This is a genomic window from Nonomuraea sp. NPDC048901, assembly GCF_040649695.1.
Taxonomy (GTDB): Bacteria; Actinomycetota; Actinomycetes; order Streptosporangiales; family Streptosporangiaceae; genus Nonomuraea.
In genome coordinates, this window is the sequence record NZ_JBEZFW010000003.1 from 608,201 (window position 1) to 630,553 (window position 22,353).

The 22,353-nt window shown below is 69.4% G+C and carries 20 protein-coding genes; 9 read left to right on the plus strand and 11 right to left on the minus strand.

The features are described 5' to 3' along the window. Positions 1 to 16: 16 nt before the first annotated feature. Genes AB0C30_RS12305 through AB0C30_RS12320 form a run of 4 tightly spaced genes read left to right on the plus strand, consistent with a single transcriptional unit; the run spans position 17 to position 2,767 of the window. Positions 17 to 814 (plus strand): ABC transporter permease, encoded by a 798-nt coding sequence (locus AB0C30_RS12305; RefSeq protein ID WP_357942515.1) that lies wholly within the window; start codon positions 17 to 19, stop codon positions 812 to 814. Next, positions 814 to 1,743 (plus strand): ABC transporter ATP-binding protein, encoded by a 930-nt coding sequence (locus AB0C30_RS12310; RefSeq protein WP_357942517.1) that lies wholly within the window; start codon positions 814 to 816, stop codon positions 1,741 to 1,743. The genes AB0C30_RS12305 and AB0C30_RS12310 overlap by 1 nt, the downstream gene beginning before the upstream one ends. Continuing rightward, the gene (locus AB0C30_RS12315; RefSeq protein ID WP_357942519.1) at positions 1,740 to 1,949 is read left to right on the plus strand and encodes a hypothetical protein; all 210 of its coding nucleotides are present in this window, start codon (positions 1,740 to 1,742) and stop codon (positions 1,947 to 1,949) included. The genes AB0C30_RS12310 and AB0C30_RS12315 overlap by 4 nt, the downstream gene beginning before the upstream one ends. After that, positions 1,946 to 2,767, plus strand: a complete 822-nt coding sequence (locus tag AB0C30_RS12320; RefSeq protein WP_357942521.1) for an ABC transporter permease — start codon at positions 1,946 to 1,948, stop codon at positions 2,765 to 2,767. Before AB0C30_RS12315 ends, AB0C30_RS12320 begins: the two co-directional genes overlap by 4 nt. Positions 2,768 to 2,834: 67 nt before the next feature. On the opposite strand, the gene AB0C30_RS12325 is transcribed toward AB0C30_RS12320, so the two are convergent. The 9 genes from AB0C30_RS12325 to AB0C30_RS12365 all read right to left on the minus strand — a co-directional run bounded on the left by AB0C30_RS12325 (position 2,835) and on the right by AB0C30_RS12365 (position 12,568). Continuing rightward, positions 2,835 to 4,430, minus strand: a complete 1,596-nt coding sequence (locus AB0C30_RS12325; protein ID WP_357942523.1) for an FAD-dependent monooxygenase — start codon at positions 4,428 to 4,430, stop codon at positions 2,835 to 2,837. 326 nt (positions 4,431 to 4,756) lie between these two features. Next, positions 4,757 to 5,047, minus strand: coding sequence for an MTH1187 family thiamine-binding protein (locus tag AB0C30_RS12330; RefSeq protein ID WP_357942525.1), 291 nt, complete (start codon positions 5,045 to 5,047; stop codon positions 4,757 to 4,759). 82 nt (positions 5,048 to 5,129) lie between these two features. After that, positions 5,130 to 5,453, minus strand: a complete 324-nt coding sequence (locus AB0C30_RS12335) for a hypothetical protein (protein WP_357646772.1) — start codon at positions 5,451 to 5,453, stop codon at positions 5,130 to 5,132. Positions 5,454 to 5,463: 10 nt separating this feature from the next. Further along, the gene (locus tag AB0C30_RS12340) at positions 5,464 to 6,141 is read right to left on the minus strand and encodes a uracil-DNA glycosylase (protein ID WP_225290308.1); all 678 of its coding nucleotides are present in this window, start codon (positions 6,139 to 6,141) and stop codon (positions 5,464 to 5,466) included. 69 nt (positions 6,142 to 6,210) lie between these two features. Then, complete coding sequence (locus tag AB0C30_RS12345; RefSeq protein ID WP_357942527.1) at positions 6,211 to 7,599, minus strand: M1 family metallopeptidase; 1,389 nt, start codon at positions 7,597 to 7,599, stop codon at positions 6,211 to 6,213. A gap of 101 nt (positions 7,600 to 7,700) precedes the next feature. Further along, positions 7,701 to 8,600: a carbohydrate ABC transporter permease gene (locus AB0C30_RS12350; protein WP_357942529.1), complete on the minus strand. Its 900-nt coding sequence runs from the start codon at positions 8,598 to 8,600 to the stop codon at positions 7,701 to 7,703. Continuing rightward, positions 8,597 to 9,976, minus strand: coding sequence for an ABC transporter permease subunit (locus AB0C30_RS12355; protein ID WP_357942531.1), 1,380 nt, complete (start codon positions 9,974 to 9,976; stop codon positions 8,597 to 8,599). Before AB0C30_RS12355 ends, AB0C30_RS12350 begins: the two co-directional genes overlap by 4 nt. 11 nt (positions 9,977 to 9,987) lie before the next feature. Beyond that, complete coding sequence (locus AB0C30_RS12360; RefSeq protein WP_357942533.1) at positions 9,988 to 11,313, minus strand: ABC transporter substrate-binding protein; 1,326 nt, start codon at positions 11,311 to 11,313, stop codon at positions 9,988 to 9,990. Positions 11,314 to 11,320: 7 nt separating this feature from the next. After that, positions 11,321 to 12,568 (minus strand): ABC transporter substrate-binding protein, encoded by a 1,248-nt coding sequence (locus AB0C30_RS12365; RefSeq protein WP_357942536.1) that lies wholly within the window; start codon positions 12,566 to 12,568, stop codon positions 11,321 to 11,323. Between the two features lie 128 nt (positions 12,569 to 12,696). Between AB0C30_RS12365 and AB0C30_RS12370 the strand changes: the two genes are divergently transcribed. From AB0C30_RS12370 to AB0C30_RS12380, 3 genes are read left to right on the plus strand one after another with little or no spacing between them, the layout of a single operon-like run. After that, complete coding sequence (locus AB0C30_RS12370; RefSeq protein ID WP_357942538.1) at positions 12,697 to 13,203, plus strand: PadR family transcriptional regulator; 507 nt, start codon at positions 12,697 to 12,699, stop codon at positions 13,201 to 13,203. Further along, the gene (locus AB0C30_RS12375; protein ID WP_357942540.1) at positions 13,200 to 13,925 is read left to right on the plus strand and encodes an ABC transporter ATP-binding protein; all 726 of its coding nucleotides are present in this window, start codon (positions 13,200 to 13,202) and stop codon (positions 13,923 to 13,925) included. Before AB0C30_RS12370 ends, AB0C30_RS12375 begins: the two co-directional genes overlap by 4 nt. Next, a complete protein-coding gene (locus AB0C30_RS12380) occupies positions 13,922 to 16,189 on the plus strand; it encodes an FtsX-like permease family protein (RefSeq protein WP_357942542.1) in 2,268 nt (755 codons plus the stop codon). The genes AB0C30_RS12375 and AB0C30_RS12380 overlap by 4 nt, the downstream gene beginning before the upstream one ends. On the opposite strand, the gene treS is transcribed toward AB0C30_RS12380, so the two are convergent. Continuing rightward, positions 16,181 to 17,893, minus strand: coding sequence for a maltose alpha-D-glucosyltransferase (gene treS / locus AB0C30_RS12385; RefSeq protein WP_357942544.1), 1,713 nt, complete (start codon positions 17,891 to 17,893; stop codon positions 16,181 to 16,183). The two genes, AB0C30_RS12380 and treS, sit on opposite strands and share 9 nt — an antisense overlap. A gap of 261 nt (positions 17,894 to 18,154) precedes the next feature. Then, positions 18,155 to 19,789, minus strand: a complete 1,635-nt coding sequence (locus AB0C30_RS12390) for an asparagine synthetase B family protein (RefSeq protein WP_357942546.1) — start codon at positions 19,787 to 19,789, stop codon at positions 18,155 to 18,157. A gap of 70 nt (positions 19,790 to 19,859) precedes the next feature. Here AB0C30_RS12390 and AB0C30_RS12395 point away from each other — a divergent pair, with 70 nt between their 5' ends. After that, a complete protein-coding gene (locus tag AB0C30_RS12395; RefSeq protein ID WP_357942548.1) occupies positions 19,860 to 21,707 on the plus strand; it encodes a hypothetical protein in 1,848 nt (615 codons plus the stop codon). 58 nt (positions 21,708 to 21,765) lie between these two features. Next, positions 21,766 to 22,326, plus strand: coding sequence for an anticodon-binding protein (locus tag AB0C30_RS12400; RefSeq protein WP_357942550.1), 561 nt, complete (start codon positions 21,766 to 21,768; stop codon positions 22,324 to 22,326). Positions 22,327 to 22,353 lie beyond the last annotated feature (27 nt).

Below are 22,353 nucleotides of genomic sequence, written 5' to 3' on the forward strand. Positions count from 1 at the left end.
TTCCCAAAGGAGACTCATGAGCGTGGCATGGGCGACCCTGAGACGGTCGTGGTTGGTGACCAGGCGGGCCTACCCATGGTCATACTTCATCGGCACCTTGTTGCTGGGTGTCTTCACCATCGGGCTGGCCTACCTGGGGCTGCGGGCCGTGGCGGGCGGGGAGATATCCGCGGAGTTCCGTGGAAAGGCGGGCACCGGCGACTATCTCGGGTACATCGCCGTGGGCGCCGGCGCGTACATGTTCGTCGTCCACGGCATCCTCTGGACCGGCAAGGCGATGATCCAGGAGCAGCGCGAAGGCACCATGGGCGCGCTGCTCGTCGCTCCGGCGCGGCGCCTGCCGTACCTGCTGGGGTTCTCGGCGTTCGCCTTCACCGCGGTGGCGGTCGAGGTGGCCGTGTTGTTCGGGTGCGCGGCATTGTTCGGGGTACGGCCGGCGCCCACGGGAGCGGTGGACGCCGTGCTGGCCGTGGCGGGGCTGGCTCTGGCGGTGTTCGGGATGTCGGCCGTGCTGAGCAACGTGATGATCGTCGCCGGTGAGGCACACATCACCCAGAACAGTGTGTTCCACGCGATAGCCCTGCTGTCCGGGTTCACCTTTCCGAGGGAGTACCTGCCTGAGGCGTTCCGATGGCTCGGCGAGGTGGTGCCGGTGACGGCCGCCATGGACGTGATCCGCGGCGTCTTCACCGGTGGCACCGGACTGGATCCGGGCCGCCTCGCTGTCGCCGTCGCGCTCGGTCTCGCCTACGCCGCCGCCGGATTACTCGCGATGCCCTGGGCGGAGCGCAGGGCCATGGAACGGAGTTACTGATGATCGAGACCATGAACCTGCGTAAGGAGTTCGGCGCGAAGGTGGCCGTTGACGGCTTGAACCTGTCGATCCCCGGCGGCCGCGTCACCGGGCTGCTCGGGCTGAACGGGGCGGGCAAGACCACCACCATCAAGATCTTGGCCACCCTGCTCCGGCAGACGTCCGGCACCGTCAGCGTGGGCGGCCTCGACCCGGTCAGACAGCCGCATGCCGTACGCAAGAGGATCAACCTGATCGCCGGCGGCGAGCGCATGGTCTACGCACGGATGACCGGCCGGGAGAATCTCTGGTACTTCGGCCAGCTTTATGACATCCCCACAAAAGTCCTCAAGCCGCGCATCGAAGAGCTGCTCGCACTCGTCGGTCTGAGGGACGCCGCCACCACCCGGGTCGAACAGTATTCGCGCGGCATGACCCAGCGCCTGTCCATCGCCCGGGGGCTGATCAACGACCCCGACTACCTGCTGCTCGACGAGCCCACGCTGGGGCTCGACGCGCCGATCGCCCGTGACCTGCGCAAGGTCGTGGCCGGGCTGGCCGAGCGGGGCAAGGGCGTGCTCCTCACCAGCCACTACCTGGCCGAGGTCGAGCAGCTCTGCGAGCACGTGTACGTGATCGGCGACGGCCGCCACCTCGCGGCAGGCTCGCCGGCCGAGCTGATGGCCCAGACCGGTTGCCATCGTACGGTCCGGGTCACGGTCACGAACCTGTCGCCCCAGATCGAGGCCGCCGTACGGGCCTTCGACAGCCGCGTACGGCTCGCACCGGGCGGGGTGGTCGAGCTGAACCATCCGGACGACCTGACCGGGGCGCTGACCACGACGATCATCGAGGCGGGCGGCGCGCTCGGCGGGCTGGAGATCGTCGAGCCGTCCCTCGAGGACGCGATCCTCGCGCTGAGCGACCGCTCCCTGGAGGTGGTCGCGTGATCGCGCCGCACACGAGCTGGTCGCCGTGCCGCACGGGGCTGGGCGTGACGTCGACGTGGTGCCGCCTCCGGATGGGCGTCACTCCGCCGTGGACCCGCGCGGAGGTCGGTACGACGCCGTCGTGGTGTCGCACCGAGACCGGCACCGGCTGTACGGCCTGTGCGCTCGGCAGCCGCACCACCAGCCGGTGGCAGGTGATGACGTGAGGCACGCGATGAAGGTCATGCGGGCCGAGGCGCTCAAGCAGCATCGCCAGATCTTCGGCAGCAAGCTGGTCCTGTTCTCGATGCTGGTCTGGCCGTTGTTGAAGCTCGCCGAGACCTACTACACGCTCCGGCCGCTGGCCGCCACGCCGGGCATCGCCGAACGCTGGCCGCTCGCCGCCGACCCGGAACGGCTGCTCGCCTTCCTGGCCACGGGCGCGCTCGGCTTCACGTTCTTCTTCTCGCTGGTGCAGTCGGCCTGGCACTTCTCCTTCGAGCGCCAGACCGGCACGCTGGAACTCCTCTTCCTGTCACCCGCGAACCGGCTGGTCGTGGTCATCGCCAACGGGTTCGGCGCGCTGGTGCAGAACGCCTGGCTGTTCGCCTGTTTCGCGGTGGCGATGTTCACGCTGCTGGACGTGGTGAATGTGGCGCACCCGGCCATGTACGCGGTGGTCTTCCTGGCCATGCTGGTGCCCGCGGTCGCGTGGGGGGCGTTCCTGAACAGCCTGCTGATCTTCTCCAGGGACGCCGCCTTCCTCTACACACTGCTGGACGATCCGATGTGGTTCGCCAGCGGGGTGCGGCTGCCGGTGTTCGCGCTGCCCGGCTGGATCCGGGCCGTCGGCTCGGTGCTTCCGCTCACCGGCAGCCTGGCGGTCGTACGTGGTGCGCTGCTCGACGGCCAGGGCATCGGCGACCTGGCCGGGGAGCTGACCGGGCTGGCCGTACTGTCCGGAATTCTGCTGCTCGCCGCGGTCGTCGCGCTCCGGCTGGGAGAGGCACGAGCCCAGCGGACCGGACAGCTGCGCCTCTTCTGAGGCGACTGAGGAACTGGGCGGCCGCGCCACGTCTGAGCGACCGATGGCGCGTCTCTTGGGGCCGCCGTCAGCGGCTGAGCACCTGCCGGAGCACTCGTTCGAGGGTGGTCGCGGGGTCCGGGTCGGCGTACGGCGAGCGCCAGGCGACGTAGCCGTCGGGCCGGATCAGCACGGCGCCACCCCTGTCCACGCCGTACCTCTCCGCCCAGCAGCCTTCGACGTCCATCAGCTCCTCGTCCACCAGCACGCGCGTGAGCTGGATGCGCAGCCGCTCCTTGATCAGCCGCCCCGCGTCCATCCAGTTCTGCCCGCCAGGACCGGCGATCAGCACGAAACCGGATCCGAACAGGTCGATGGTCGAGATCAGCTGCCCGTCCCAGTCGAGTGGAACGTGCGGGGCGCGGCTGCCCGGACGCCCGGTCGGTACGCGCGGATCCTCCAGGATCGACCCGTCGTCATCGGGCTCCTCCAGGATCGCCGTCGAGTGGTAGCGGTATCCGATCATGGCGGCCATGGGATCTTCGAGCGGTTCCGGGTACTCGGCACGCATCGCGGGAGGCATCCGGTGGCCGAGGTTCGCGAGCTGGGCGTCGGCCGTCAGCGTGCCGATGGGACGGCGTTCGGCGTCATAGGTGTCGAGGAAATCCGGCCCGGCCTGCCCGGTCGCCACCAGCCAGAGCCGCCACGCGATGTCGCAGCCGTCCTGGAGCGCCGTGCTGCCGCCCTGCCCGCCGGTGGGCGGCATCGTGTGAGCCGCGTCGCCGGCCAGGAACACCCGCCCGTCGCGGTAGCGGTCGGCCACGACGTGCGCCATGGCGAAGGTGGTCTTGTCGAGCACCCGTACGTCGAGGTCGGGCACGCCGGTGGCCACCCGTACCAGCTCGACGCAGCGCTCCTCGGTGAAGTCGGCCTCGCTCTCACCCCTGGCGGGGTCGTAGTTGACGCCCAACACATGCGCGCCCACGCCCGTGCCGGTCAGGATGGCGCCGGTGAAGACCTCGTTCCGCAGGTACCAGAGCGTGACCTCGCGCTCCCGTACCAGCCCGGTCAGGTCGGCATCGAACATGATCGAGCACATCAGCCCCAGCTCCCCCTTCCCCGAAGCGGGGATGCCGAGCTGGGCGCGGAGCGGGCTGCGGAAGCCGTCGGCGGCCACCACGTAGTCGGCCCGTACGACACTGTCGACGCCGTCGGCGCGGATGACCGCCGTGACCCCCTCGGCGTCCTGCTCCAGGGAGACCAGCTCGGTGGAGAACCGCAGGTCGGCCCCCAGCTCCTCGGCCTTGGCCCGCAGCACCCGCTCGATCTCCGCCTGCGGGGCACCCACCTGGACGGCGGGCGTGATGTCGGCGAGGAAGGCGAAGTCGTCCTCGTCGCCGGTCACGATCATGTGCGGGTTCGGGTCGGCCAGGTTCGATCCGATCGCGATGCGCATGCCGTCACCGATGCCCTGCCAGATCTCCCGCAGTGACTGCTCGACCCCGGGCACCGGCCGCAGTAACTCGACGGCTCTGGGGCCCATCCCGAACGCCTTGGGCTGGACCGACGTACTGGGGTGCCGCTCGACCAGCATGACGGGCACGCCACGCCACGCCAGCAGCACCGCCGCACTCAGCCCGGCGTAACCGGCGCCGACGACAAGAACGGGTACTCGCTCGTGCACTCAACCCACCTCCTGGAACGCGTAGTATCGCGTTATCGTCGAGCGACACGATATGTCGCGTCTGTTGGGCGGGTCAAGACATATCTCGAAATGTCCTAGAGGGCGACAGGGCGAAACCCGAAAGGAGTGGGCCGGAAGCAGGCGGCGGCTGCGGACCGCAACGGTTGACCGGACTGCGCGGGTCAGTGGGTGCTGGGGTTCCGGGGGGTGCCGTCCCACGACCGTCTCTATCCCTGTGACGGTCCGTGGTGGCTGGGGTCCTTCGAGAGGGAGGGCAGGGCTGGTCAGGGGCCGCCTTCTTGGCCGACCCCAGTCGCAACCGCCGGTCAGGACAGGTGGCGTTCCAGAGACTCGATCTTGCTGGTCATGCCGTCAGTGACACCGGCCCTGAGGTCGGCCTTCAGCACCAGGCTGACCCGCGGCGCCACCTCGGCCACCGCGTCCACCGCCTGCTTGACCACCGCCATGACCTCGTCCCATTCACCCTCGATGGTGGTGAACATGGAGTCCGTCCGGTTGGGCAGCCCGCTCTCCCGCACCACCTTGACGGCGCGCGCGACCGGCTCGGCGACCCCCTCGCCGACACCCAGCGGCGTGATCGAGAACGCGACGATCAACTCAGTACCCCCTCACAACTCACAGCGCGGGCCACGATGCCGATCGATGTCGATCGAACAGACCTCGTGGCCCGCCCTGGACTCAGGCGTGCTCGTGGTCGTCCTCTTCCTCTTCCTCGCTGGGACCGTCGGAGGGCTCGACGCCCAGGACGGCCTCGCGCGGCTCGATCTCGTCGATGTGGTCGACGAGCTGCAGGACGTGGTCCGGCTCGATCAGCCACTGCAGGGCCGACGCGCCGGTGTCGTCGGAGTTGACGAGCTCCACCTGCTCGGCCCGCTCTTCCTCAGTGAGGTCGGCGTCGGGGTGCCGGATTTCGGCCAGCGCCGCGGCCTGCAGCGCGTCCACGTCGAGCACCTCGACGGTCAGCTCGACCGTCAGGCGCAGGAACTTCTCGTTATCACTCATGGCGAAGATGCTAGGGCAGCTTCCACTCGACAGGACCGGCGCCTTGCTGAACAAGGAGCTCGTTGGCCCGGCTGAAGGGCCGGGAACCGAAGAATCCGTTGCGCGCCGACAGCGGAGAGGGGTGCGCGGACTCGATGCGCGGCACGCTGCCGAGCATCGGCGCCAGGTTGCGCGCGTCGCGCCCCCACAGGATCGCGACCATCGGCTTGTCACGGGCCACGAGCGCGCGGATGGCCTGCTCGGTGACCTCTTCCCAGCCCTTGCCCCGGTGGGAGGCGGGCTTGCCGGGCATCACGGTGAGCACCCTGTTGAGCAGGAGTACGCCCTGGTCGGCCCACGGGGTCAGGTCGCCGTTGGACGGCCGCGGCAGCCCGAGGTCGGTCTCCATCTCCTTGTAGATGTTGAGCAGGCTGCCGGGCAGCGGCCGCACGTCGGCGGCGACGGAGAACGACAGCCCGATGGGGTGACCGGGCGTGGGGTAGGGGTCCTGGCCCACGATCAGCACCTTGACCTCGTCGAAGGGCTGGTTGAAGGCGCGCAGTACGTTGGCGCCCGCGGGGAGGTATTGCCGGCCTTCGGCGATCTCATTGCGGAGGAACTCGCCCATATGGGAGATGCGCTCGGAGACGGGCTCCAGCGCACTGGCCCATCCGGCTTCGACGACTTCGTTCAAGGGACGACTGGCCATGGCTGTTGAGCTTAGCCAGGTCTGATAGGGCTTGCGGTCCGAATCCGGTGGGCGGCCGTACCAGAATGATCACAGCGTGGGCTTGCCCCGCTGGATCAGCCACTGGTCGAAGAGCGTGCCGAGATCCCGGCCCGAGACCCGCTGGGCCAGGGCGATGAAGGCGGCGGTGTCCGCGTTGCCGTACTTGTGGTCGTTGACCCAGGTCCTGAGGATGGTGAAGAACGCGCGGTCGCCGACCGCGCCGCGCAGGACGTGCAGCGTCATCGCGCCGCGGGAGTAGACGGGGTCCCCGAAGAGGCCGGCCGCGCCGCCCGGGTCGGCGGCGGGCGTCTGCCAGAACTCGTCCTTTGGGGCACGGCTGTACGCCTCGTCGAAGGAGTCCTGGAGCTTCTTGGTGCCCAGCTTGTCCTGCCAGAGCCATTCGGCGTAGGTGGCGAAGCCCTCGTTGAGCCAGATGTCCTTCCAGCGTGTCGGCGTCACGGCGTCGCCGAACCACTGGTGGGCGAGCTCGTGGGAGAGCAGCGGCTCGCTCGGCACCTGGGGGTAGATCGGGCGGGTCTGCGTCTCCAGCGAGTAGCCGACGTCCGACGCGCGGTCGATGATGCCGCCGGTCGAGGAGAACGGGTAGGGGCCGAAGAGCGAGCCGAAGTAGTCAAGGATGGGCTTGTGACGCTTCGCGAAGTCCCCGGCTTTCGCAGCGTTCCGGGGATCCACGGCGGTGATTACCCGGAAATTTCCGATCTTGGTGTCGGAAAGTTGGAACTTTCCGATGGTGACGGTCGAGAGGTAGCTGGCCATCGGCTCCCTCTCGTCCCACACGTACGTCGTGCGACCTCCCTGGGCCGTCCGCGACACCAGGTCGCCGTTCGCCACCGCGACCCGCGTGCTCGGCACGGTCACCGTGAAGCGGTACGTGGCTTTATCCGTCATGTGGTGATTGCCGGGATACCAGGTCATGGCCCCCTGCGGCTCGTTGGCGTTGAACACCCCGTCATCCGTACGGATCCAGCCGTCGTGTGAGCCGTCCGGGTCGACCAGGTATGTCGGCTTGCCGTCGTACCGGACCACGACGGAGAAGGGGCGCCCGGAGGCCAGCCTGCCGGGCGGGGTGACCATGAGCTCCGGGCCGCTGCGCCGGAACGAGGCCGCCGCGCCGTTCACCACCACGGACCGCACCGCCAGGGTGTCGACGAGATCCAGGTCGAAGCGGCTCAGCTCCTGCGTGGCCCGGGCGGTGATCGTTGCCACGCCGCTCAGCTGGTTGGATCCCGGCTCGTAGCCCAGCGCGAGGTCGTAGTGCGTGGCGTCGTAGCCCCCGTTGCCCTGCTGGGGGAAGTAGGGATCACCCGCGCCCTCGGCGCCGGGGGCCGCGCCCACGCCGATGGAGCCGGCGTCCGCGCCGGCGGAGCCGGGGCCGAGAGCGATGAGGGTGGCGACCGCCGCCGCGAGGAGCTTCATGTCTGGTTTTCGGGGCCGTCAGAGAGAGCGTTACGGGCGCCCGCCTGCCCCCTTCGGCAGGCGGGTGCCCATGCCCCCGCATCTGGCTGGCACATGTGGACCTACTTCACCGAACCGGCCATCATGCCCTGCACGAAATAGCGCTGGAAGGCGAAGAAGAGGACCAGCGGGATGATCAACGACAGGAAGGCGCCCGACGAGAGGATGTCGACGTTCGACCCGAACTGCCGCATCTGAGACTGGAGCTGCTTGGTCATCGGCTGGTTGTTCGTGTCGGCGAAGACCAGCGCGATGAGCATGTCGTTCCATACCCACAAGAACTGGAAGATGCCGAGCGAGGCGATCGCCGGCTTGCCGAGCGGGAACACCACCCGCACGAAGATCTTCAGCTCCGACGCCCCGTCCATCCGCGCCGCCTCCAGCAGGGAGGCCGGGATGCCGACGAAGAAGTTCCGGAGCAGGAAGATCGCGAACGGCAGGCCGAACGCCACGTGGAACAGCACCACGCCGGGGATCGTGCCGAAGATGCCGACGCCGCCGTAGAAGATGGCGACCGGGATCAGCGCGATCTGGATCGGCACGATGAGCAGCCCGACCACGATCAGGAACGACAGGTCACGGCCCGGGAAGTCCATCCACGCGAACGCGTAGGCGGCCATCGCGGCGATCCCGATCACCAGGACCGTGGTCGGCACCGTGATGAACACGGTGTTCCAGAAGGAGGAGGTGAAGCCGCTGGCCAGGAGGTTCTTGTAGTTCTCGATGGTCAGCTCGGCGGGCTTGGTGAAGATGGTCCACCAGCCCTCGGCGCCGTTGACCGCCGGGGTGCGCAGCGAGACGACCATCAGGCCGAGCGTCGGGACCAGCCAGAACAGGCCCAGCAGCACCATCACGACCTGGATGGCGCCACCGCCGAGACGGTCGACGATGCGCGTGATCACACTCCGCCGGGGAGCGCCCGTGTAGACCTCGGCAGAAGCCGGGGCGGTTGCCGTGGTCACGTGTCTTCCCTTCTGAACCGGCGGATATTCATGATCATGAAGGGGAGGACCAGGATGAGCAGGAAGATGGCGAGCGCGCTGCCCAGCCCCTGGTTGTTCCCACCGCCGAACGAGACCCGCCACATCTCCAACGCGACCACGTTCGACTGCGGCTGGACCGATGGCGGCGCGATGATGAAGACCAGGTCGAACACCTTCAGGGTATTGATGATCATCGTCACGAAGACGACGAGCAGCACCGGTGACAGCAGCGGCACGGTGATCCGGCGGAACACCTGCCACTCCGTGGCGCCGTCGATGCGGGCCGCCTCCAGCGCGTCACGCGGGATGGCCGCCAGCCCGGCCGCGATCAGCACCATGGCGAACCCGGCCCACACCCAGACGAACGCGCCGATGATCGCGGGGGTGATGAGCGTCGGGCCGAGCCAAGTCAGGCCGTGGTAGGCCGCCTCGAAGTTCGACTGCGGCAGCCGTACGACATAAGAACCCGCCGCCAGCCCGTCGAAGCGGAAGGAGCCGTCGTCGGCCGTCGTGGCGGTGCCGGCCACCTGGCCGTCCTTGACCGCCTCCACGGTCATGCCGGGCAGGCCCTTTTCGGTGGCGTCGGGCGTGCCGTTCTTGCCGCCGCCGCCCGGGGTGAAGTCGAACCACACCGTTCCGGACAGGGCGTTGCCCGGCGGCGCGGCCTTGGCGGGCTGGGCGGCGCTCGGCATGATGTTCGGCTTGATGCCGACGATCGGGATCAGCACCGGCTGGCCCGACTGGACGGGCTGCTTGGTGACGATCGCGCCCTTGTCCGCCACGACCGCGGACTGGTCGCCCTCGCGGGGTCGCGCGTCCGGGTAGCCCTGGGAGGAGGAGAACGTGTCGTGCACCGTGGTCAGGATGGCGTTGGCGACGCCCTTGCCCGGGTCCTCGTCGTACACGAGCCGGAAGATCACGCCCGCGGCCATCAGCGAGACCGCCATCGGCATGAAGACGATCAGCTTGAACGCGGTCGCCCACTTGATGCGCTCGGTGAGCACCGCGAAGATCAGGCCCAGCGTCGTCACCACGATCGGGGCGACGACCACCCAGATCAGGTTGTTCCTGATCGTGGTGAGCATGCCCGCGTCGGTGAAGATCGTGGCGTAGTTGCCCAGGCCCACGAATCCGCTGCCGGTCGCGTCGAACAGGCTGCGGAAGATCGAGTAGACGATGGGGTAGACCACCCAGATTCCCAGCAGCAGGGCCGCGGGGAGAAGGAAGGCGATCGCGACCGTCGGCGAAGGGCCGAGGCGTCGTTGCGTGCGGGGGGTTTCAGCCGGTCCGGAGGCGGGCCCGCGCGAGGTGTCGTCCTCGCGCGGGGCCTTCGGGCCGTCCACCTTTTCGGTCACGGCCTTACCTCTTACTTCCAGGCCTTCTTGGCCTCATCTTCGAGCTTGGTCTGCGCGCCCTTGATGTCACTCGGGTTGCGCAGGAAGTCCTGCAGCACCTTCCACTCGCCCTTGCCGTCGGTGCCGCCGAAGGCGCTGGGCGACAGGTCTGACATGTCATAACGGACGGCGTCCCCGGCGGAGATGATCGTCTGCCCGAGCTGCTTGGTCAGCGGGTCCGGGTAGTTGTCGGGGGAGACGTTCTTGTTGGGCGACAGGTAGCCGGGCAGCTTGGCCCAGATCTCGCCGCCCTCCTTGGAGGCGAGGAACTGCAGCAGCGCCATGGCGCCGGGGGAGTCCTTCATCGCGACCGCCACGTCGCCGCCCAGCACGACCGGAGCGGTGTCACCGGCCTTGGGGAACGGGAAGATCTTGGCGTCCTCGCCGACCTTGGCGCCGTCCTGCGTCGCCTGGGTGGCGACGAAGTCGGCCTCGATGACCATGGCCGCCTTCTTCTGGCCGAACACCTTGGTCACGCAGGTCGGGAAGTCGGTCTGCAGCGCGCCGGAGCTGCCGTCGAGGACGAACTCCTTCTTGCCCACGATCTGCTGGATCTTCTGCAGCGCGGTGGCCACGCTGGGGTCGGTCCAGGGGATCTCGTGCTTGGAGAGCTTGTCGTAGTTGTCCGGACCCGCGCTCGACAGGTAGACGTTCTCGAACAGGTCGGTCAGCGTCCAGCCGGAGGCGCCGCAGAGGGAGAACGGCGCCGTGCCGGAGTCGGCGATCGTCTGGGCGGCCTTGACGAGCTCGTCCCAGTTCGTCGGCGGCTGCACGCCCGCGTCCTCGAACGCCGGCGCGCGGTACCAGACCAGCGACTTGTGCGCGGCCTTGATCAGCACGCCGTAGGGCTTGCCGTCGGCGGAGCCCAGTTCCTTCCAGTACGGCGTGTAGTTGGTGTCGATCTCCTTGGTGACCTCGGAGGTCAGCGGCTTCAGCGCGTTCTGCTTGGCGTACTGCTGCACCAGGCCCGGCTGCGGCAGGACGGCCACGTCGGGCGGGCTGCCGCCCTGGATGCGCGGGCCGAGGTAGGCACCCGTGTCCTCACCGGTGGAGGCATAGGTGACCGTGGCGCCGGTCTTGTCGGAGAAAGCCTTGAGCACCTTTTCGAAGTTCTTCTGCTCCTCGCCGGTCCACTTGGCGGCGATCTCGAGCTTGACGCCCTGGAGCGTCTTGCTCCCGCCGTCGCTCGCCGGCGCCGAGCCCGACGCTGTGGGCTGGGTGGTCGTCGGCGCGTTTCCGCAGGCGGCGACCGCTACCGCGAGCCCGGCCAGGATCGCTGCTGCTCTGGCTTTTCGCATGGCTGCCTCACTGTGTGCTGATGATCTCTTGCAGTTCGGACTTCATGGAGACCGCGACATCGTCGGCGGACTCGGTGTAGGGAGGGCTCAGCGCCTTGGCGACCGAGCTGGCGATCACCAGGCTGAGCTGGTTGTAGTTCGCGCTGACCGGCCGCGCCTTGGCGGCGAGGATGCTCTCCTTGAGTACGGGCAGGTAGGGGAAGCGCTTGATCAGGGCCGGGTCGTCGTAGAGCTCGGTCCACACCGGCGGGAACGAGCCGTCGGTGAGCACCCGCCGCTCGTTCTCCAGGCCCGTGAAGTAGCGGATGAACTCCTGGGCGGTGTGCTGGTGCTTGGAGTAGGCGCTGATGGCCAGGTTGACCCCGCCGAGCGTGCTCGACCCCGGGCCGTTGAGCCCGGGAAGCCTGGTCACCGCGAACTTGCCGCCGAGCTTGGCCGTCGCCGGGCCGTAGGCGTGGGGCCAGTTGCGGGCGAAGGCCAACCGCCCTTCCTGGAAGGCCAGGCGGGACTCCTCCTCCTTGTACGACAGCGACTCCTTGGGGATCCAGCCCTCGCGCAGGCCCTGGATGAGGAAGTCCAGGGCGAGCCTGGCCTTGGCCGGGTCAAGGGTCACCTCCGTGCCGTCCGGGCTGAGTATCTGCCCGCCCGCCGACTGCACGGCCTCGGAGAAGTTCACGGTCAGCCCCTCGTACGCGAGGAACTGCCCGGCGTAACCCCCGATATCCCGCTTTTTCGTGACCTCTAGGGCCTTTTCGCGAAGCTCCGCCCAGGTGCGCGGCGGTTTCTTGATCAGGTCGGTTCGGTAGTAGAGGAGACCGGCATTGCTCGTGTACGGCACCGCCCACAGCTTGTTCTTGTAGACCGCGGTGTCCACGACGGGCGGCAGGAGCCTGTCGAGCGGGAAGAGCCCGCGCTCCAGGGGGATGATCCAGCCGTTCTCCGCGAACTCGGCGGTCCACACCACGTCCAGCCCGAGCACGTCGTAGCGGTTGCTCCGGGCCTGGAGGTTGGCCACCATCTGCGCGCGCTGTTCGTCGGCGGCCTCGGGGAGTTCGAGGAGCGTCACCTTCTCGGCCGGGTGGGCCTGGTTCCAGCGATCCAGCAGGGGTTGCAGGTACGCCGTCGTGTCGCGTCCGGTGGCGAAGGTGATCGGGCCGGTGCCGCCCGTGCCGGTATCGCCGCCGACCTCGTCACCCGTCGCCGCGCACCCGGCCGCCAGACAGACGGCCAGCACGATCGGCAACGAGCGATGCACCCGATGACCTCCCAGTTCAGAAGGATTACATTCGTGTTAGGTAGATGCATTCATGTTATGCACACATGTAATCTGACGGTCAACGGAGAAGCGCGTAACGCATCCGTAACACAAGGGGGAGGTGGGGCTTGCGGTTGCACCTGCTGGCGCTCCTGGCCAAGGAACCTGCCCACGGGTACGAGCTCAAACAGGCCCTTGAGCAGACCTTCGGCAGCGCCTATCCCTCTCCCAACATCGGCCAGATCTATGTGACCCTCGGCAGGCTGGAGAAGGACGGCCTGGTCAGGGCCGTCGACGTGGAGCAGTCCAACCGGCCGAACAAGAAGGTCTACTACCTGACGGCCAAGGGCCGCGACGTGCTCACCACCTGGGTGGACGAGCCGACCGAGGGCCCCCGGGTGCGCGACGAGTTCTTCATGAAGCTCGTGCTGGCCCCGCTCACCGGCATCGCCGACCGGATGGCCCTCATCAACCGGCAGCGCCGGCACTATCTTTCGCTCATGAGCGACCTCAACGACCTCCACTCCCGCACAGCGCCCGCCGACACCGTGGCGGTCCTGCTCATCGAGGGGGCCATGCTGCACCTGCAGGCCGACCTGGACTGGCTGGCCCGGTGTCAGGAGGATCTGGCATGAGCGTGATCAAGACCGTCAACCTGGTGAAGATCTACTCCGACGGCGCGGTGCCCGTACCGGCCGTACGCGGGGTGGATCTGCGGGTGGAGCCGGGCGAGTTCGTCGCGATCATGGGGCCGTCGGGGTCGGGCAAGTCGACGCTGGTGCACATGCTCGGCGGGCTGGACGCCCGCACCAGCGGCGAGATCTGGCTCGACGACAAGCGCGTCGACACGCTGTCGGAGAGTGCCTGGGCGCTGCTGCGGCGCAAGAAGGTCGGCTTCGTCTTCCAGTTCTTCAACCTGGTCGCCAACATGACCGTGGCCGACAACGTGGAGCTGCCGGCGCTGCTGGCCGGAGCCTCGCCCAAAGACGCCCGCGAACGCCGTGAGAGCCTCCTGGGCGCCCTCAACCTCACCGAACGCGCCGACGCCGCGCCCGGCCAGCTGTCCGGCGGCGAGCAGCAGCGGGTCGCGCTGGCCCGCGCGCTGGCCAACCAGCCGAGCGTGCTGCTGGCCGACGAGCCGACCGGCAACCTCGACAGCCGCAACACCCGCGACGTGCTCCGGCTGCTCAGCGACGTGCACAAGGACGGCCAGACCATCGTCATGGTCACCCACGACGCCCGGGTGGCCGCCCTCGCGGACCGCCTGGTGTCGCTGTTCGACGGCGAGATCGTCGACGACGGCCGGATCGCCCGCAGGCGTACGGGGACAGCCGGTGAGGTGATCGACCTCCGATGAGCACGGCCAGAGCGGGCAGCCGGTGGATCAGGGCCGACCTGCGGGCCAGGCGGGGCCAGGCGCTGCTCACCGTGCTCGCCGTGGCCGGGATCGTGGCCGCGCTGATCACCGCCGTCACCCTGCTGGAAGACGGCACCAACCCGTGGCGCAGCCTGTTCGCCCAGACCGATGGCGCCCACGTGTGGTTCTACACCAAGGACAGCCCCCAGGTCCCGCTGGGCGCCATCGACGGCGTCACCCAGACCGCGGGGCCCTACAGGTCCGCGCCCGTCACCGTGGTCCAGGACGGCAAGAAGGAGCCCGCGGCGCTGCGCGCCATGCCCGCCGCGCCGCCCCGGGTGGCGCACCCGGTCGTGGCCGAGGGCCGCTGGCTCGACCCCGCCCAGTCCGATGGCGTGGTGGTCGAGCGCTCCTTCGCCAGGGCGTTGCGGCTCAAGCTCGGCGACGCCTTCTCCATCATCGCGCTGAGCGGGGAGCGCCACACCCTGTACGTACGCGGCATCGCCGACTCCGCCGAGCAGGGCTTCTACCCCGAGTGGACGCCCGGCCTGGCCTGGGTGCTGCCGGCGACGCTCGACCGGATCGAGCCCATGCTCGGCCGCAGCGAGTGGGTGACCGGCCTGCGCCTGGCCGACCCCGACGCCACCCAGGTCGTCTCACAGCGCGTCGTGGTCATGCTGGAGGACCAGCTGCAGCGCGTCTACACCTGGCGCGAGGTACGCGCCGCGATGGAGCTCGACAACCGGCTGCTCGGCACGCTGCTGGCGCTGTTCGGCGTGGTCGGGCTGGTCGCCGCCGCCCTGGCGCTGGCCAACGCGGCCGGCGGGCGGGTGCTCGGCCAGCTGCGTGACCTGGCCACGCTCAAGTCGATGGGCTTCACCAGGGGCCAGGTCGCCCTGCTGCTCCTGGTCGAGCACGGCGCACTCGGCCTGCTCGGCGTCGGCGTCGGCACGCTCGCCGGTTGGGCGGCGACGGTGGCGGTGCTCGGCACGACCTCTGTCGCGCCCGTGCCCGTGCTGGCCATCGTCGGTGGCACCACGCTGACCGTGCTCGCCGCGGTCGGAGTGCCCGCCTGGCGCGGCGGGCGCACGCCGCCCATCCCCGGTGCCCCGGCGGCGCCGCCGCGCGGCCACCTGTCCCGTCTGGCCAGGCTGGCCCTGCTCGTACGGCTGCCACCCGCGCTCATCCTCGGCACCCGCGACGCCTTCACCAGGCGGCTGCCGGCCTTCCTGACCGCGTTCGGCCTGGCCGTGCCGATGATGATGATCACGATCGGGCTCGGCGTCTGGGCCACGCTCGACAACTTCCTCAGCCACCCCGAGCAGGTGGGCCAGCACGCCAGCCTGTACGTCCGGCCGGGCAAGCTGGAGGCGGCCGACGCCCAGCGCATCGCCGAGTCCGACAGGGCCGTCCAGAGCGTCTACCCGGGCACCGACGTCAACGCCCTGGCCCCCGGGGCGGCCCGCTCGGTCAGGGTGCGGGCCATCGGCAGCTCGGCCGACCCGTACCCGTTTCCGGTCGTCGAAGGCCGCATGTACGGCCAGCCCGGCGAGGCCGTCGCCGGGCAGGGGCTGCTCAACCTGCTCGGCGCCAGGATCGGTGACCGGATCCGGCTGACCGTCGGCGGCTCGCCGCTGATCGTACGGATCGTCGGCCGCACCGTGGAGCCGGACCTCGACGGCGAGGTGCTGTCCGTGGGGCTCGACAGCCTGGCGGCCAAGGACTCCGTGCCGCCCGAGTTCTACGCCCTCGCGCTGCGCCAGGGCACCGATCCGGGCGAGGTGCGCGACAGGCTGCTGGCGGCCTCGGGGGAGAGCCTCGACGTGCAGCGGGTGGTCAACCCCGCCGACCGGCTGTCGGTCATCCGGGTGGTGATCGTGGCGCTGATCGCGGTGCTGGCGTTGATCGGCCTGGCCAACCTGCTCACGGCCAGCGCCCTGGGGCTGCGCGACCACGCGTTCGATCTGGCCGTGCTCAAGGCGATGGGGCTGACCCCGCGGCAGGTGATGGCCACCCTGGTGACGGGCACCGGGCTGCTGGTCGTGCTGGGCATCGTGGCCGGTACGGCGGCCGGGGCCTCGGTGGTGACCGGCCTGATCGACCTCCAGGGCTACACCAGCGGAGTCGGGGCGGGCATCGGCCGCCCGCCCTCGGTCCTCACGCTGATCGTCGCCGTGCTGGTCGCCGTGGGCGCGGCGCTCGCGGTCGCGCTCATCCCGGCCCGCCGCGCGGCCCGCGCCCAGGTGCCCGTCACCTCACGCTGAGGCGTCGTCCTTCTTCAGGTTCTTCAGCGCGAACCAGTAGAACCCGTGGCTGGGCAGCGTGAGCAGGTAAGGCAGCTCGCCGATCACCGGGAAGTGCACCCCGCCCCGCGCCTCCACCGGCGTCATGCCCGTGAAGCGGCGCAGGTCGAGCTCCACCGGCTGGGGATACTTCGACAGGTTGTTCACGCACAGCATGACGTCGTCGCCGTACTCGCGGACGTAGGTGAGCACGCTGTTGTTGGAGGACCACATTTCGGTGTAGGCGCCGAGGCCGAACACCGGGTGGCTGCGGCGGATCTCCAGCATCTTGCGGGTGAAGTGGAGCAGCGAACCCTCGCTGCGCTGCTGCGCCTCCACATTGACCGCCTGGAAGCCGTAGATCGGGTCCATGACCGCGGGCAGGTAGAGACGCCCCGGGTCGGCGGAGGAGAAACCGGCGTTGCGGTCGGGGCTCCACTGCATCGGCGTGCGCACCGCGTCGCGGTCCTCCAGCCAGATGTTGTCGCCCATGCCGATCTCGTCGCCGTAGTACATGATCGGCGAGCCCGGCAGGCTCAGCAGCAGGGCCGTGAACAGCTCGATCCGGTCCCTGTCGTTGTCCAGCAGCGGCGCGAGCCGGCGGCGGATGCCCAGGTAGGCCCGCATGCGCGGGTCCTTGGCGTACTCGCTGTGCATGTAGTCGCGCTCTTCCTCGGTCACCGTCTCGAGCGTGAGCTCGTCGTGGTTGCGCAGGAAGATGCCCCACTGGGCCGTGTCGGGCAGCTTGGGGGTGCGCGACATGATCTCCGAGATGGGCTCGCGCGTCTCCTTCTTGACCGCCATGTAGATGCGCGGCATGAGCGGGAAGTGGAAGGCCATATGGCACTCGTCGCCGCCCACGGTGGGGTCGCCGAAGTATTCGACGACGTCCTCGGGCCAGCCGTTCGCCTCCGCCAGCAGCACCCGGTCGGGGTAGAGGCGGTCGACCTCGGCGCGGACCTTCTTCAGGTACGCGTGCGTCTCGGGCAGCCCCGCGCACGCCGTGCCCTCGCGCTCGAACAGGTAGGGCACCGCGTCCAGCCGGAAGCCGTCGATGCCGAGGTCCAGCCAGAACCGCAGCACCTCCAGCATGGCCTCCTGCACGGCCGGGTTGTCATAGTTCAGGTCCGGCTGGTGGTGGAAGAAGCGATGCCAGTAGTACTGCTTGCGCACCGGGTCGTAGGTCCAGTTGGACTCCTCCGCGCCGATGAAGATGATCGGGGCGTCGGGAAAGCCGGTCGGCTCGTCGGACCACACGTAGAAGTCGCCGTACGGCCCTTCCGGGTCGTGCCGCGACGCCTGGAACCAGGGATGACGGTCGCTCGTGTGGTTCATCACCAGGTCGGTGATGATCCGCAGCCCGCGCTCGTGCGCCGACTCGATCAGATGGACGAAATCCCCGAGGTCCCCGAAGTCCGGAAGGATCTTCATATAGTCGGAAATGTCATACCCGCCATCGCGCAGCGGCGACTCGTACAAGGGCAGCAGCCAAAGGCAGTCGACGCCCAGCCATTCCAGATAGCCGAGCTTCTCCGTGAGACCACGCAGGTCTCCGGTGCCGTCGCCGTTGGAGTCCTTGAACCCTCGGACAAGAACCTCGTAGAACACCGCCCGCTTGTACCAGGAGGGATCCTCCGAGACGAACGCCTCGGAAATCGGCTCCGGTGCTGGGGATGCGTTGATCATATGTCGCTCACAGAAGGAGATGTGGGCAGGACGGAGTCACCGGTTTCCCCGGCGCTAACTAGCTGGTGACCGCGCCGCCTGAGGTCGTCATCCCTGCGAACCTCATGCCCTGAACGGACCGGATTTGTGACCCGGTGCCCGCTTGTGCGGCGCTTACGGGCCGAACACTACCAGCCCGTTGGCTTTCCGGAACCCGCTTGTGCTGTGCTCGAGTTAATACCCACGAGATCACTGTGTAACCGTGATGTTACCGAGAGTTCATCAGAAAGGGGACGACACATCACTGAGATCGTTCTCGAAGTCGCTCAGCCAGAGCCCGAAAAGCACCAGCCCCCGGACCCAGAACCGGTCGTTCCACCCGCTGAACCGGGTCAGCGCGTCGGGGCCGCCCGCGATGACCATGTGCAGCTCATCCGACAGCAGCTCGGGCACGCGCCCGGCGACGGTCTCCAGCATGCGGTGCGCGTACGCCCGCGCGGGAGCGGCCGTGGAGCGCAGCGGGACCCGCAGCAGCGGCTGCTTGACCACGTTCGTGGACGGCAGGGCCGCCACCCGCGGGTTGGCGGCGTGCAATATCTCGCGATAGAAGCGACCCTTGTCTTTTCGGGCCACCCCTACCGACAGTGCCGCGTCGAAGAAGTCGGGATGGATGAACGGCGCCGCGAACGACGCCTCGGGCCCGACCAGGTTGACCGCCGAGCGGGCGATGCCCCGCACGGTGCGCGTGTGCAGCACCGACAGCGGCAGCTCGGCCCGGTGCCCGTGCAGCATGGAGGTCGCCGCGGCGAACTGCTCGCGTACCGCCTCCTCCATCCAGGCGCCGGCCGCCGCCGACAGGAACGGCTGTGACGGGGCGCCCAGGCTGAGCGACTTCAGCACCGCGGCCGACCGCTCGGCCTGCGAGGTGGCCTCCAGCGCGGCCCCGCTCACCATGAAGTTCTTCAGCAGCGGGCCGCCGGCCAGGCCGTCGACCAGCACCCGGCCCGCCCGTTGCACCTCCTTGGCGAACGGGGCGTACCAGGCGTGGTGCGGCGTCAGGTATTCGAGCCGGCGCGCCACCTCGGCCGCGTCGCCGGGGTAGGCGTCGGCGGACTGGGTGATCACCCGGTGCGGGATGCCCAGCTCGCGGGTGATCGAGCGGGCGAAGGCGATGTCGGTGTCGGTGCCCTCGTCGGGGCTGGTCGTCCAGGACTCCACGTCGAAGCCGCGCGCCTTCGCCACGCTGGCCAGCAGCCGCGAGTCGTAGCCGCCGCTGACCGGCACCAGCAGCTTGCGCCCGTCGTAGTCCTTGTAGACCTCGTGCAGCAGCTCGACGATCTCGTGGGCGCTGGTCCACCTCTCGTACGGCTCGCGGCGCAGCCAGCGCGGCAGCCCGCGCTCCGTGGCCAGCCGCTCGCCGTCGAACACCAGCGCGCTCGACCCCGGCAGCCGCTTGATCCGCTGGTAGGGCGTCGCCTCGCCGAGCGGGAACGTCACCTGGATGATCGAGGCCCAGGCCGACCAGTCGATCTCGACCGGGACCAGCGACAGCAACGGCTGGATCAGGGACGAGAAATAGATCGCGTCGCCGTGCCGTACGTAATAGACGTCGACCAGCCCGAGCGCGCCCGCGTGCAGCGTGACCCGCGGGCCGTCGCCGATCAGCCCCGGCACCTCGTACGTCTCGGCGATGGACATCCAGCCGTCGAGAGCCGAGGGCCTGCGCTCACCCCAGGAGAACGCGAACGAGCCCCCGGCGCGGTGATAGGGCGGCAGCGGCGTCGAGCTGTACAGGGCCGCCTCGGCCGTCTGGAGCGCCGGTCTGACCCGAGGCCCCGCGGCGGCGAGCTTGCCGAGTATCACGGTGTCGATCCGGCCGAGACCGCCGCAGACATAGGGCCGCACGTTGAACTGCACCGGATCTCATCCCTTCGAGCTGCTTCCCGCAAAAGAGTATCCTTTGCCGGGCTAGGAATCGGAGGTCTCGGTGAGCACTGAGCTGGAGAGCACTAGGCGAGCGCTGCGTGAGGCGATCGCCCAGGCCGAGCACGCGGCCGAGCTGGCCAGGCTGCTGGACGTGGCCCAGGCGCGGCTCGTGGAGGCCGAGCACCACGCCGCTGAGGCCAAGGCGCTCGCCGAGCGGCTCACCGACGCGGAGGAGCGGCTGGAGATCGAGCGCGCCGCAGCGGAGAAGCTCCGCAAGGAGCTCGCCGAGCAGCGCTTCCAGGCCGAGGTGGCCAACTGGAAACTCTCCTCGATCAAGGTGGCCCGCTGGAACCGGCTCGGCGACGCGATCAGGAGCGGCAAGAGCAACCCGGTCCGCCTGGCCAGAGGTCTCAAGGGCGCCGCCAAACCGGTCAAACGACCCACCGCGCCCAAGCGCAAGCCGGTCGCCGCCGCGGCCAAGGACAAGGACGAGCGGCCGGGCGCCGCCTACCAGGCCACCACCTCCGTGCGTACGCTCAACGGCGCCTCGTTCAAGCTCAAGCCGTTCCGCGTGCCCACCGGGCCCAACACCCGCCCGCACCTGACCGCCGCGGTGATCGCCGACCCGCACACCGAGGCGCTGCTGCGCTACGAGTGGCGGCAGACGACCGGCTTCACGCCGCGCGACTTCGCCAGGGTGCTGCCGCTGGAGGTGCCCCACCTGCTCGTGGTCGAGTCGGTCACCCAGGGTCCGTGGGCCGAGGAGATCACCGGCGAGCCGGGCGAGGGGCTCAAGGCCCTGCTGGCCTGGTGCGCCGAGCGGGGCATCCGCACGGTGTTCTGGCACACGCAGGGTGACGTGGCCCCCTACACGGCCGCCGCCGAGCTGTTCGAGCACCGCTTCACCAACGACCTCACCGTGGGCTGGCCGCGCCTGCACTTCGGGGTGCAGCCGCGGGTGCACAACCCGATCCCGCTCTCGGGCGGCCGCATCGACCGGGTGCTCACGCTCGACCAGTTGCTGCCCGAGCACCTGACCTATCCCGACGTGCTGACCTCCTACCGCTGGCCCGCCGCCGTCGAGTGCCCGCCCGGCACCCCGCAGTGGGTGCTGGCCGAGCTCGCGGCCTGCAACACCTCGATCGGCACCGAGCCCGACGCGCGCCGCGCGCACGCGGCCCTGCGCCGCGCCCACGCCACCGGCACGATGTCCGAGCGGACCGACGAGCTGCTGGAGGCCATCGGCCTGCCCGCCGTACGCGCCACGCTCAACGTCTCGGTGCTGCTGCCGGTGCCCGACTCGGCGCTGCTGGAGCACGCGCTGGCCCAGGTGGCCAGGCAGTCGGGGGTCACCCAGGTGGTGGTGTTCGCCTGGCGCGGGGCCGAGCAGCGGGTCCGCGAGGTCCTGACGGGCGTCGACGTGGTCTTCCGCGACCTCGACCCGGCCGCCAGCACGGGCGCCATGCTCAACCACGGTCTTGACCTGTGCGAGGCCGACCTGGTCGCGGTGATGGACCCGCGCGACGTCTACGGGGCGCACTATCTGACCGACCTGCGCCGGGCGTTCCTGTTCAGCACGGCCGACATCGTCGGCAAGGCCGCCTTCTACGCCCACCTCCGCAAGCCGCAGGCGACCCTGCTCAAGCAGCCGGACGCCGAATACTCCTACCTGCCGGAGATCGCCGGCGCCACGCTCCTGGCCCGCCGCAACACCCTGCGTGAGCTCGGCTTCGCCGACCTCACGGACGGGTGGGACGAGGTGCTGATGCGGCAGTGCCGGGCGGACGGGATCAAGGTGTTCTCGGCCGACCGGTTCGGCTATGTGCGGGTACGCGAGGAGGACCGGTGGCTGCTGGGAGCCGCCCAACTGGTCGAGTACGGCTCAGCCGAGCCACACGCGCTCATCTAGCGTCCAGGGCCGCCCCGTGACGCCGGAGCAGCTTACCGCGGTGCTGGGGGAGCCTCCGGTGCCGGAGGGGACGTGGGAGCGGGAGGCGGTCTACATCTCGGCCGCCGCCCTCCGTCGCGGCGTGCCCCCCGCCTCCCTGGCGGCGCGCGTCTCCGGCGAGGTGCTGGACAACGGCTTCCTACGGATCGTCGTGGACGTACCAGGGACGCTGGTGGACTCCGTGGAGCCGCTCGACGTACCAGAGCACCCCTGGCCGGATTTCCCCCGCACATGGGCGAACCCGGGCTTCGTCGTCCGTTACGCCCACGCGCGGGCGGCCGCCGTCCAGCGATGGGCGCGCGACCTGGGCGTCCCGTCCGGCCCCTTCCGCCCAGAGCTGCTAGCCGACCCGCGTGACCGCGCCGTGCTCCGCGTCCTGGCCGAGCTGCCGGGCCGACGGTTGAGCAGGTCTCCTGGGTGGGAGCCTTATCTGGTACGGCTGGCGACGGCGTACCACGACGCCCATGAGCTGGCCCCCGCCGTACCCATGGGAGACGAGCCGCCCGCACCACTGCACACGGCGCGCGTCCGGCTGGCGGCGGCGGTGCTAAAGGTGCTGCCGGGCCCGGCGCGTCTGTGATTGGCAAAATATCCGGCCAAAGGGCGA

Coding starts and splice junctions, on each gene's coding strand:
- AB0C30_RS12305 (WP_357942515.1), top strand. CDS start 17: ATGAGCGTGGCATGGGCGACCCTGAGACGGTCGTGGTTGGTGACCAGG.
- AB0C30_RS12310 (WP_357942517.1), top strand. CDS start 814: ATGATCGAGACCATGAACCTGCGTAAGGAGTTCGGCGCGAAGGTGGCC.
- AB0C30_RS12380 (WP_357942542.1), top strand. CDS start 13,922: ATGAGCACGGCCAGAGCGGGCAGCCGGTGGATCAGGGCCGACCTGCGG.
- AB0C30_RS12360 (WP_357942533.1), bottom strand. CDS start 11,313: ATGCGAAAAGCCAGAGCAGCAGCGATCCTGGCCGGGCTCGCGGTAGCG.
- AB0C30_RS12335 (WP_357646772.1), bottom strand. CDS start 5,453: ATGAGTGATAACGAGAAGTTCCTGCGCCTGACGGTCGAGCTGACCGTC.
- AB0C30_RS12345 (WP_357942527.1), bottom strand. CDS start 7,599: ATGAAGCTCCTCGCGGCGGCGGTCGCCACCCTCATCGCTCTCGGCCCC.
- AB0C30_RS12375 (WP_357942540.1), top strand. CDS start 13,200: ATGAGCGTGATCAAGACCGTCAACCTGGTGAAGATCTACTCCGACGGC.
- treS (WP_357942544.1), bottom strand. CDS start 17,893: ATGATCAACGCATCCCCAGCACCGGAGCCGATTTCCGAGGCGTTCGTC.
- AB0C30_RS12340 (WP_225290308.1), bottom strand. CDS start 6,141: ATGGCCAGTCGTCCCTTGAACGAAGTCGTCGAAGCCGGATGGGCCAGT.